General features: G+C 33.1%; 12 protein-coding genes and 2 other annotated features. All 12 genes read right to left on the reverse strand.

What is annotated here, in order from left to right:
- Positions 1 to 4: 4 nt before the first annotated feature.
- The 12 genes from AC1RPU_RS05555 to tpx all read right to left on the reverse strand — a co-directional run bounded on the left by AC1RPU_RS05555 (position 5) and on the right by tpx (position 12,365).
- Positions 5 to 844: an amino acid ABC transporter substrate-binding protein gene (locus AC1RPU_RS05555; protein ID WP_481761672.1), complete on the reverse strand. Its 840-nt coding sequence runs from the start codon at positions 842 to 844 to the stop codon at positions 5 to 7.
- 10 nt (positions 845 to 854) lie between these two features.
- Positions 855 to 1,493 carry an amino acid ABC transporter ATP-binding protein gene (locus AC1RPU_RS05560; RefSeq protein WP_409022355.1) on the reverse strand — a complete coding sequence of 213 codons (639 nt, stop codon included), beginning with the start codon at positions 1,491 to 1,493 and terminating at the stop codon, positions 855 to 857.
- Positions 1,494 to 1,504: 11 nt separating this feature from the next.
- Positions 1,505 to 2,161, reverse strand: a complete 657-nt coding sequence (locus AC1RPU_RS05565; protein WP_409022354.1) for an amino acid ABC transporter permease — start codon at positions 2,159 to 2,161, stop codon at positions 1,505 to 1,507.
- 168 nt (positions 2,162 to 2,329) lie between these two features.
- Positions 2,330 to 2,563: a binding site (T-box leader), on the reverse strand.
- Between the two features lie 44 nt (positions 2,564 to 2,607).
- Complete coding sequence (gene minD, locus AC1RPU_RS05570; RefSeq protein ID WP_409022353.1) at positions 2,608 to 3,411, reverse strand: septum site-determining protein MinD; 804 nt, start codon at positions 3,409 to 3,411, stop codon at positions 2,608 to 2,610.
- Positions 3,412 to 3,413: 2 nt separating this feature from the next.
- On the reverse strand, positions 3,414 to 4,085 hold the full coding sequence (locus AC1RPU_RS05575; protein WP_409022352.1) for a septum site-determining protein MinC: 672 nt from the start codon (positions 4,083 to 4,085) through the stop codon (positions 3,414 to 3,416).
- A 19-nt stretch (positions 4,086 to 4,104) separates the two neighbouring features.
- The gene (gene mreD / locus AC1RPU_RS05580; protein ID WP_409022351.1) at positions 4,105 to 4,626 is read right to left on the reverse strand and encodes a rod shape-determining protein MreD; all 522 of its coding nucleotides are present in this window, start codon (positions 4,624 to 4,626) and stop codon (positions 4,105 to 4,107) included.
- A gap of 13 nt (positions 4,627 to 4,639) precedes the next feature.
- Complete coding sequence (gene mreC / locus AC1RPU_RS05585) at positions 4,640 to 5,491, reverse strand: rod shape-determining protein MreC (RefSeq protein WP_481761671.1); 852 nt, start codon at positions 5,489 to 5,491, stop codon at positions 4,640 to 4,642.
- Between the two features lie 101 nt (positions 5,492 to 5,592).
- Positions 5,593 to 6,597, reverse strand: a complete 1,005-nt coding sequence (locus AC1RPU_RS05590) for a rod shape-determining protein (RefSeq protein ID WP_409022785.1) — start codon at positions 6,595 to 6,597, stop codon at positions 5,593 to 5,595.
- Between the two features lie 207 nt (positions 6,598 to 6,804).
- Positions 6,805 to 7,485: a RadC family protein gene (gene radC, locus AC1RPU_RS05595; protein ID WP_481761670.1), complete on the reverse strand. Its 681-nt coding sequence runs from the start codon at positions 7,483 to 7,485 to the stop codon at positions 6,805 to 6,807.
- Between the two features lie 49 nt (positions 7,486 to 7,534).
- Complete coding sequence (locus AC1RPU_RS05600; RefSeq protein ID WP_481761669.1) at positions 7,535 to 8,848, reverse strand: bifunctional folylpolyglutamate synthase/dihydrofolate synthase; 1,314 nt, start codon at positions 8,846 to 8,848, stop codon at positions 7,535 to 7,537.
- 75 nt (positions 8,849 to 8,923) lie between these two features.
- Positions 8,924 to 11,569: a valine--tRNA ligase gene (locus tag AC1RPU_RS05605; protein WP_481761668.1), complete on the reverse strand. Its 2,646-nt coding sequence runs from the start codon at positions 11,567 to 11,569 to the stop codon at positions 8,924 to 8,926.
- Between the two features lie 69 nt (positions 11,570 to 11,638).
- Positions 11,639 to 11,839 (reverse strand) — a binding site (T-box leader).
- A gap of 37 nt (positions 11,840 to 11,876) precedes the next feature.
- Entirely contained in the window at positions 11,877 to 12,365 is a 489-nt protein-coding gene (gene tpx, locus AC1RPU_RS05610; RefSeq protein ID WP_481761667.1) for a thiol peroxidase, read from the reverse strand.
- Positions 12,366 to 12,402: the final 37 nt, after the last annotated feature.

Genomic DNA, 12,402 nt, shown 5'->3' on the forward strand with positions numbered 1-12,402 from the left:
AAAATTAATTATTTTGAATATTATTATTTTCACCAAACCATTTTTGATTTAATTCTTTTAGATAACCTTTGTTTTGCAACTCTGTTATTGCCCTATTAATTTTTAATTGCATTGTTGTATCAGATTTTCGCATACCTACCGCAAAATCTTCAGTTTTAAAATTACCATTTATCACGTTATATGCATTTGAATTCGACTGATGCTTAATAAAGTAGTTCGCATAGACATCATCAATTAAAAGTCCTTGAATTCTATCTGCATTTAAATCGATAAAAGCATTATCAAATGAATCATATTGAACAGGTTCTTTATCTTTAATATTATCTTTTAAAATATCTGGATGCAAATTTAAGCTATCAAATCCAGCTGAACCACTTTGAACACCTAAAATTTTTTGTTTCATATCAGAAAAAGAATTAATTTCACTTGATTTTTTTGTTACTAATACTTGCTTGTTCGTTAAATATGTACGACTGAAAGCAACATTCTTAGCACGTGCAGTTGTTTTTGTATACCCATTCCAGATTAAATCAATTGTCCCATTTTTTAATTCCGTTTCTTTCATAGACCAATCAATTGTTTGGAAATCAACTTGAATATCATATTTTTCAAAAACTTTTTTTGCTAAATCAACATCATATCCTACTAAACTACCATCTTTTTGTCTGAATGTCATTGGCACAAAACTATCATCAATTCCGATAACAACGGTACCCTTTTTTTGAATTGATTTCCAACTATCAACCGAATTCATTGATTGGCTACTATTGCTACAGCCAGCTAATCCTATAAACATCATCATAAATAATATTGTAAAAACAATTTTTTTTTCTAATTGATTCATTTATTATCCTCTAATCTTCTAGCGGCTTAACTTTTAATAATTTATCCGCAATATTTTCAGCAAATGGTACATCATGTGTCACTATTATTTGAGTCATTCCGTCTACTTTCAACGATAATATTAAATTCTCTACTTCCTGGCGTAGTGCTGGATCAAGTGCTGAAGTTGGTTCATCATAACACAAGATTTTAGGATTCATCGCTAATGCACGTGCAATTGCAACTCGTTGTTTCTGCCCACCTGAAAGTTGGTAAGGATATAAATGCCCTTTATTTCCGAGAGATAAGCGATCTAATAATTTTTGTGCTTCTTCCTCGGCCTGGACTTTATTACGATTTAAAACTAATTTTGGAGCTAACGTTATATTATCTAACACTGAAAGATGAGGGAATAATTGAAATTCCTGGAATACTACCCCAATAACACTTTCGTTCGTATTATTACGATATGGATCAAATGGTGAGGCATCAATTAGAATATCTCCAGAATCAATTGATTCTAACCCACTAATACATCTCAATAAAGTCGTTTTTCCACCACCAGATGGACCAACAATACTAACAATTTCACCATCATTAACTGTTAAATTAATATCATCTAAAATTAATCGTTTTCCATAATACTTTTTAATATTTTTTAACTCTAGCATAGAATTACTCCTTATTTGTAATAACTATAATGTTTTTCAATTTTCTTCAAGACAAGTGTAAATATAGCTGTTAATAACAGATAGATTGCCCCAACCATCAATAGTGGGACGAGTGTTACATCACGACTCGTCGCTACGTTACCGGCTCTTAATAAATCGCCTAACCCAATAACATATACTAAACTTGAATCTTTAACTAAATTAATAATTTCATTTCCAATTGAAGGTAAAACGATCTTGAACACTTGTGGAATAATAATTGTCCTAATAGTTTGCCAATATGATAGACGCAATACCTTTGCACTTTCATATTGACCTTTAGGAATCGATTGCAATCCACCCCTAAATATTTCAGCAAAATACGCACCATAATTCAAAATAAATGCAAATAATGCCGCATCGTATCGACCGAATACAATATGAATATGGAACTGTTGTAGTGTTGGTAGTCCATAAAACACAAAAATTAATTGTAGTAGCAGTGGTGTTCCTCGCATTAACCAAACATAAAAATTCAAAAAATACTTAATTGGTTTTATTTTTGAAATTAATCCTAATCCGACAATTAAACCAAGTGGAATCGATCCAATGATCGTCCAAAAAAATATTTCTAACGTTAATTTAGCACCATCTATTAATGATGGCAAAATTTCTAATATATAAGTCATTACATTATCTCCCTTTAGTTAAATAAAAAAATCCTCTCAAGCCAAATCAAATTGACTCAAGAGGACGATAGCCGTGGTGCCACCTCAAATTCATATTTTTCTCACGAAAAATAACTTATGTAGATTAATAAAAATGAGTATAAAAAAACTCTATAGTCATTATTGACTATAGAGGGCGACGAATCGCGGTACCACCTCAAACATCATTAAATTCTCACAAATTTAATCTTAACGAGTTTATTAAACTACAGCTATAACGGGCTTATCCCGGACTTCCCTAATTAACTAGTTTAGGAAATCAACTCGCAGATGTGTTTCAGACTTAAGAACTGTATCTTTTCAGCAATCGATACTCTCTTTAAAAGTTTGTTTAAGCCTTAATCTTCTGTTCAACGTTTTTCTTAATTGATAATAATTTAGCATACTGTCATTAACATTGTCAAGAATTAGTCTTTCTTAAACCATGAACCCATTTTTTTCCAAAAACCTTTTTGAGGCTGTTTTATTGTCATCAAGGGCACTGTTTCCCCTAGTAGTCGACGTGCTACATTACGATAACCTAATCCAGCTGGATTTTTAGAATCTAAAACAATTGGTTCACCATGATTTGATGTACTAATAACAGCATCGTCATCAACAATAATTCCTAATAAATCAATAGACAAATGACGTGTAATCTCATCAACATCCATTGCTTGACCATCTTCCATCATTTGACGACGGATACGATTAATAATTAATTTTGGTTGTTGTAATAATGGATTTTGCTCTAATAAACCTACCACGCGATCTGCATCACGAACCGCAGAAATTTCAGGCGTTGTTACAATAATAGCCATATCTGCACCAGCAATAGCATTCATAAAACCTTGCTCAATTCCAGCTGGGCAATCAATAATAACATAGTCAAACTCTTCTTTTAATTCATCAACAATTGCTTTTACTTGTTCAGGAACTAATGCTGATTTATCAGTATTTTGTGCAGCAGGTAATAAGTATAAATATTCGTTAAATCTCTTATCTTTAATGAGTGCTTGGTGTAACCGTGCACGACCCTCAGCTACGTCTACAATATCAAATAAGATACGGTTATCAAGACCTAAAACAACGTCTAAATTACGCAAACCAATATCTAAATCCATTAGAACAACCTTTTTTTCAAGAAGTGCTAATGCAGTTCCAATATTTGCAGATGATGTTGTTTTACCAACACCACCTTTACCAGATGTTACAACAATTGCTTTTCCCATCTTTAATATCCTCCAGCATGATTAAATAATTTTGGTCGAAGTGACTTTAATTCATCTCGATTGCCATAATCTATAATATGTAAATCATTAACATAGATTACAGTATCTTGACTGTTTGTTACTTTTTCATCATCTATAATATCAACTAATTCACCAATTCGTACTTGTGAAGCAGCTGAAACATCGCCCACAATAATGCTATCTGTATTATTGTTAAATCCAGCATGAATGACACCTTGAACTTCACCCATAACAAAAATATTACCAGCAGCTCGTAATTGACCACCCTGATGTAATTTACCTAAAAATAAAATATCACCTTTTAAATCAACTATTTGTCCACTTCGAATTGTTAGATAGCATAAATGAACGTTGTCATTTTCTTTTAAAATATTAGCATCTTCTATGGTCATTACTTCAGATTCGATTTTGTGTACTTTAAAATTACGGTATTCAGAAATAATTTTTTCGATTTTTTGCTTTTCATCTGCTGAAAACAATCGATTTTCTGTTTTAATATCAAACGAAATAACCGTTTCATCAGCATTCTTTTTTTCAGCACTTAAATTATTAAATAATTCTCTAAGTTCAACCAAAATTTTATCAAATCCGAAATCCTGTTTAAGAATAATTTCATAACCATCTTTATAACCTTTTAAAATAACACCTTGCATCTACGTTCACCCCTGAATTTTAATTATATCGGTTACTTAAATTCATTAATTTTGATATTGGATAGTACAAAATAATAAATACCACCAGATTAAAAGCTAAAGTTGGTCCAAACGAAGTACTAACGAATGTTGTTACAGATTCATTAGCAAATCCAATCATCTCATTGACTGCATAATACGAAACTTCTAAAACTGCCAAATCAATAAAATAAATGAGTAATATCACAATAAAAGATGGTTCGAAATATTGATATGCTATTTTAGTTAAATAAACAATTAATGGTAACAAAATCATATAAATACCCAAAATACCGGCATAATAACTATCAAATGCTAGACCAACACCAAACGCCCATAATTCAAGATGCTTATTATCTGAGTAAAAGATACCCATTATCAACCATAACAACAACAGGTGACTAACCATGATAGTCGTTTGTGATTGTAACTGTTCCATAAAAACAAATTGTATTGTACCATCCAAAAAAAAGGAAATAATAAGTCCTAACGGAAAAATATACTGTCTATTTTTATTTCTCATCTAATCTCACCTTCTAATCCAACGTCTGAGCAACTGTTACAACCGTTAGGTCACTCAAATCAACTGCAGGTTTGATATAAATTTTAGAAGCAAGTCCATAATCACCTTGCTCAACTTTAGACACAACACCAACATTTAAACCCTTTGGTGTTGTGCCTCCAAGACCAGATGTGACAACAGAATCACCTTTTTTCAAGGCTTTCTTAGAAGTAATTTGACCCATAATTAATAAATTATCTGTTTTATCATAGTCAGTAATTAAACCATTAATAATATCATCGTTTGAATTATTTACTTGAACTGCAAATCTATTAGCAGAATCATTAGTAGTCGATATTAATTCAACTTTACTATTTGTTTTATTAACTTCTATAACACGACCAATCAATCCAGAACCAGCCATCACTGGTGCGTTCTTTTTAACACCAGACGCACTACCTTTACTTATCACAAGTTGATTTAGCCAACCAGAAGGTAATCGCGTTAAAACAGATGCATTAATTGAAGTATAATCAGTCAATGTACTGTCCAATTTTAATTCCTTTTTCAGCTGTTTATTCTCATTTTTAACAGTGTCTGATTCCACTTGAACTTGTGCTAATTTATCAACTTGTTTTTTTAATTTTTGATTTTCTTGATATGTATTTAAAAGATCAGAAATACCAATAACTGAACTTTTTAAGCCATTTGCAGGATAACTAACTGCTCTATCAAATAGACCAACAACATCATTACCAAATTCTTGAATGAGCGGTGGTGTTGATTTTTTATTTCTAACGGAAACTGAAAATGAAATTAAACTAAAACTCACAATAATGGCTATTAAAATGATGATTAGTCTTCTATTTGAAAAAAATTTCTGCATGTTCGCTATCCTCCACTTACCTTATAATTAACTAAAAAATTAAGAGGCTGGATAAATAAACCACCAACCTCTTCATTTTTAGCTTATGTGATTTTTAAAATCTATCTTTTCTTCATGACGTCGATACTTTTTAATGATTCACCTGTACCAATTGCAACACAGTCGAGTGGTTCATTAGCAATAAAAACAGGCACTTTTGTAACTTCAGAAATAACTTCTGATAGGTTTTTTAATAATGCACCACCACCTGTTAATACAATACCATGGTCAATCACATCAGCAGCAATTTCTGGAGAAGTTTCTTCCAATGTTTCCTTAATAGCAGTAATGATTTCAGCAATAGATTCTTGAATAGCAACTGCAATATCAGTTGCTTTTACAGTAACTGTTTTAGGAAGACCCGTAATCAAATCACGTCCTCTGATAGTTGTATCTTCAATTGATGCAGCATCTTTAACTGATGCAGATGCAACGTCCATTTTTAATTGTTCAGCTGTTCTTTCACCAATCAATAAATTAAAGTTTTGACGAATATATGACACAATTGATTCATCCAATTTATCGCCAGCCATTCTGATAGAACGGCTTGAAACAATACCACCTAATGAAATTGTAGCAACATCTGTTGTTCCACCACCGATATCAACAACCATATTACCCGTTGGATCCATCACTGGTAATCCAGCGCCGACTGCTGCAGCAAATGGTTCTTCAATAACGTAGGCGTCACGCGCACCGGCAACACGAGTTGCATCAATAACGGCACGTTTTTCAACTTCTGTAACGCCACTAGGAACACATACCATTACATAAGGTTTACCTGCAGATTTACCTAAAGCTTTTTGAATGTAATATTTCATCATAGCAACTGTTGTGTCATAATCAGCAATTACACCGTCTTTCATTGGGCGAATAGCCACAATGCTACTTGGTGTACGACCGATCATTGCACGAGCATCTTCTCCAACAGAAACAATTTCATCAGTTTTAACATTTTTAGCGACGACTGAAGGTTCACGTAAAACAATACCTTTTCCCTCAACATACACGATTGTATTAGCTGTTCCTAAATCAATTCCTATATTCTTTGTTCCAAATCCAAACACAGTCTTTCTTCCCTTCATCGTCAGCCTTCTAGGCGCTTTTATTCGTAGTATTTACATTATATCATAATCAAAAGTGAGATTTCATTCAATATTTACTAATTTTTATTAAGTTTATCTTAAATTATTATAAGGTAATTAATTTTGAATCCATAATCTTATTAAGTTTATCATATCTAATTTCATAGAACAAGAGAGCACCCTTGATAATCAAAGGACGCCCTCTTCTTTCATACTAAGATATTTAGTATTACCCGAAATAATATGATCTAACAGCTCAATTCCCATAAGAATACCACATTTTTCAACTCTTTTAGAGAAAATAATATCATTCTTAGATGGTGTCACATGCCCACTCGGATGATTATGGACCAATATAATTTTAGCTGCACCATATTTTAATGCAACTGCAAAAATATCTCTTGGATGGACCGTTGCTGAATTCAAAGTTCCAATGAACAATGTCTCTTGTTTTACAATTTGATTTTTTGTATCCAAGAATAATCCAATTAAAAACTCTTGGTTTAATCCACCTAACTCAGCAACCATTCTAACCCCAGCATCATGACTTGAACAGATTTGTCCACAAATAAAATGAGGTTCACTGTTGATTCGTGTTCCCAGTGTAACAATAGCTTGTAATTGTAATGCTGTAGACTGATTATTCCCATCCATCAATAACTGATAATCTTTTAAACAACATTTTTTTAGTTGGCTTAAAGATTGGTAACGTGAAGAAAAATTATTAACACACTTTCCAACATCATTAGGGTTCGTTAATAATAAACTAAAAACAACCGTCAAAAGCTCTTTATCTGATAAATTATCACATTGATACTTTTGGATTTGTTCCAGTAGATATTCATTTGAGCAACTAGAAATAAGTGACATGGTGATTCCTCCTATTTTTTATTAAATACGAGAAATTCACTTATTTAAATTATTCTGATACAAAATAACTACGAACCTCCGAAATAAAGTACAACGATCCTGTCACAAGTAATAAATCATCAGAAGACATTTCGCCAACACTTTGAACTAATGCCTCTTTCCAACTTTCTTGAATGGAGACATTATCAAACTTATTAACGTTGAAATCATCTATTTTGCTTACTAGACGTGGCCCTGAAAATTGAGTTAGTATAACTCGTACATGAGGAACTGCAGCTAATTTTTCCAGCATTTGTTTGCCTTGCTTATCCGCTAGTACTGCAAAAATAATTGTGATTTCTTTATCTTGAAAATGCGTTTTAAGCAACTGCGTAATCCGATCCACTGCTGCGCTATTGTGCGCACCGTCTAAAATAACTAACGGTTCATCATTTACTTTTTCAAAACGTCCTGGCCATCGTGTCTCTGAAATACCTTGCCTAATTGATTTAGGACTAATGGCCCATCCCTGAATTTCAGCAACCTTCTCAAAAGTAGCAATTGCTGTTGCTGCATTTTCATCTTGAAATTCACCTAATAATGGCACAGAAAGTTGTTTAATATTCAATTTATTCGACGTATACGTTAAAATTTCTTCCCATGATGATTTTGTTCCCTCAGATTTAGCATTAAAATCCACTCCTAATCGAAAAATAGGACTATTTTTTAATTTAGCCTCATTATTAATCACGCTAAAGACTTCATCAGTTACTCTACCAACGATAATAGGCCGATTACGTTTAATGATACCTGCTTTTTGTTGCGCTATCTTTTCAATTGTATTACCTAATATTTTCATATGATCTAGACCAATTGTTGTAATAACTGAAATAATTGGATCAATAATATTAGTTGAATCATACTTCCCGCCTAAGCCCGTTTCAACAACTACAATATCTACAGGATTTATGCTGCCAAAGTATACAAACATCATTGCAGTAATAATTTCGAATTCAGTTGGTCCCCCCTCAAAATCGGCTAGTTCAATATCCATTCGATCAACAACTGGTTTCACGACATTTACTAAATGTAAAAGGGCGGTATCATCAATCATCTGTCCATTTAAGGAAATACGTTCATTAAATTTAACAATGAATGGTGAAGTATAAGTTCCTACATTCAACCCTTGTGCAATTAATAATTCACGTAAAAATGCAACTGTTGAGCCCTTTCCATTCGTTCCAGCAACATGAATCATCGCGATATTACCTTGTGGGTTATCTAAGCGTTCCATAAATGCTCGCATTCTATTCAAAGATGGACTTTTTTTAAATTTTGTTCGCCCATGAATAAAATTGAGTGCCTCTTCGTAAGTTGTGATCAATTTTCCGTCCCGCTTTCTAAAAAAAATAGACTTATCTCAGGTATATTGTACCCGAAATAAGTCTATTTTGTTAGATTAAACTTCTGCTTTTAAATCAGAAATTCTTTCCTTAGTTGCTGTTAATTTAATTTGGTAATCTGCTAATTTTTCTTTTTCTTTTGTAACTACTGCCTCAGGTGCACTAGCAACAAACTTTTCATTGCCTAATTTTTTAGTTCCACGCACAACTTCAACATCAAGTTTTTTAACTTCTTTTTCCAAACGAACAATTTCGTCATTCAAATCAATTAGTTCAGCAAGTGGCATATAAATCTCTGCTCCCGTAATTACAGACGTCATTGCTAGCTTAGGAGCAACAACATTTGAACTGATTTGAAGTTCCTTAGGATGACAGAATCGTTGAATAAATTCTTGATTGTCTTCAAAAATAATCTTTGTTTTTTCATCAGTTGTTTTAATCAATAAATCAACTGCACTGGACATAGGTGCATTTACTTCTGCACGATTATTTCTAACAGCACGAATTAATTCAATTAAATTGTTCATATCAATAACTGATTGTTCATCTTCAAATTCTGGATGAACCACTGGGTAATCTGCAACAACAATTGATTCCCCTTCATGAGGCATTGTTAACCAAAGTTCTTCAGTTACAAATGGAATAATTGGATGAAGCAATTTCAATGTTTGATCTAAAACATAAGCCAAAATTTGTTGTGTATTTTGCTTAACTGTCAGATCTTCACCATTAAGATTTTCTTTACTCATTTCAATATACCAATCACAGAAGTCATTCCAGATGAAATTGTATAGAGCACGACCAGCTTCACCAAATTCAAAGACATCAAATAAGCGTGTAACTTCAGAAACAGTTGTATTTAATCGGCTTAATATCCATTTGTCAGCAAGCTGCCATTCTGATTTAGCTGGTAATTCAATTTTATCCACACCATCTAAATTCATAATAACAAATCGACTAGCATTCCAAATTTTATTAATAAAGTTCCAAGAAGCATCCATTTTAGTGTAACTAAAACGAACATCTTGTCCTGGTGCAGATCCATTAGATAGGAACCAACGAAGTGCATCTGCTCCATACTTTTGAATAACGTCCATTGGATCAATCCCATTACCAAGTGATTTACTCATTTTACGGCCATTCTCATCACGAATTAATCCATGAATCAAAACGTGTTCAAATGGACGTTCATCTGTAAATTCTAAGCTTTGGAAAATCATTCGTGATACCCAGAAGAAGATAATATCATATCCTGTGACAAGCGTATTAGTTGGGAAATAACGTTTAAAATCAGGTGCATCAGTATTTGGCCAACCCATTGTTGAAAATGGCCATAAAGCACTTGAAAACCACGTATCTAAGACATCATTATCTTGTTCCCAATTTTCGATATCAGTTGGTGCAACCTCACCAACGTACATTTCGCCAGTTTCTTTATGATACCAAGCTGGGATTTGATGTCCCCACCATAATTGACGTGAAATAACCCAATCATGAACATTTTCCATCCACTGTGTAAATGTATTTTCAAATCGTTCTGGGACGAATCCAACTTTGTCATCCCCTTGTTGGAATTTCAAAGCTTCTTCTGCGAGTGGTTTCATTTTAACAAACCATTGTGTTGATAAACGGGCCTCAACTTGAACGCCAGTTCTTTCAGAATGACCAACACTATGTGTAATTGGATCAATCTTAATCATTAAGTCCTCAGCTTCAAGATCTTTAACAATTGCTTTACGTGCTTCAAAACGGTCCATGCCAACATATTTACCAGCATTTTCGTTCATTGTTGCATCTTCATTCATTGTATTAATACGAGGTAAGTCATGGCGATTACCTACTTCAAAGTCATTAGGATCATGAGCAGGTGTTATTTTAACCATCCCTGTCCCAAATGCCATATCAACATAATGATCTGTAATAATAGGAATTTCTTTGTTAACAAGTGGTAGAATGACTTTTTTACCAACAATATCTTTGTAACGATCATCATCAGGGTGAACAGCAACAGCGACATCGCCCATCATCGTTTCTGGACGTGTTGTCGCTATTTCAATAAATCCAGAACCATCAGCGAATGGATATTTAACATGATAAAAAGCACCTTCATCATCTTGATGAATGACTTCAATATCTGATAAAGCGGTTCTTGCTTTAGGATCCCAATTAATAATGTATTCGCCACGATAGATTAATCCTTTATTATATAAATTAACAAAGACTTTTTTTACGGCATCTGACAAGCCGTCATCTAATGTGAAACGTTCACGACTATAATCGAGTGATAATCCCATTTTAGCCCATTGCTTATGAATAACATCAGCGTATTCATCTTTCCAATCCCAAACTTGTTGTACAAATTTCTCACGGCCTAAATCATAACGCGTCACACCTTGTTCAGCTAGTTTAGCTTCAACCTTTGCTTGTGTTGCAATTCCAGCATGGTCCATTCCTGGTAACCAAAGCGTATCAAAGCCTTGCATTCTTTTTTGTCTAATTAAAATATCTTGTAATGTTGTATCCCAAGCATGGCCTAAATGTAATTTACCAGTAACATTAGGCGGTGGAATAACGATTGAATAAGGTTTTGCTTCTGGATTAGCATTAGGTTTAAATAAATCTTTTTTCAACCATTCTTCATAACGGCCAGGTTCAACCTGACTTGGATCATATTTTGTTGATAATTCAACTTCTTTTGTCATGAGTTCTCCTTTTCATCTATCAATTTTATTTTAGGCATAAAAAAACACCGTCATCAAAAAACATTTCTGTTTTAGGACGACAGTGCCGTGGTACCACCTAAATTGGGTTTTAACCCCTCTTAATTACTTTTTAACGAACAATAATGTCCGGTTATTCCTACTTAATTTCAGAATAACGACTCCTGAGCTACCACCATAATGTCTAATTAAAATGTTTCAGCCTAGCATTTTATCTCTGAAATGACTGGTGTTCTCATTCTTTGTCTGTAGTCACATTTTAGCGTTTATTCTGAAAATCGTCAATATTTTATTTTTTTAATTCTTCAAGTAGTTTAGCGTAGTCTGGCTCATTTGAGATTTCCGTAACCAGTTCTTCATAAATAACATGTCCAGTTTCATCTAAAATGAAAACCATTCGAGCCATATGACCAAATTCCGGAACATCTAATCCAGTAACTTTCGCAAAATTCCCCTTATCTGCATGAAGCAATTGTAAATTGTTTACACCCTCAGCGGCACACCAATTTTTTTGATCTTCTTTTGAATCATCAGATACGGTAATAAATTCGATATCTCTAAAATTATCTGCTTCCATATTAAAACGTTTTGTTTCTATACTGCAAACACTTGTCGTAATACTTGGAACAACACTTAATACTAATTTTTTACCTGTACTTTTAGGTAATGTTACAACTTGATCATTTTCATCGTACGCATTAACTGTAGGAAAAACTTCCCCTACTTTTGGTGCTTCCCCAACTGTATCCATTTCACTACCATGACGAGTTACTTTCATAATTGACCACCCTTTCTTTATTTATCTCTATCTTACT

The organism is Dellaglioa sp. CoH-55-MRSF-7, assembly GCF_056782235.1.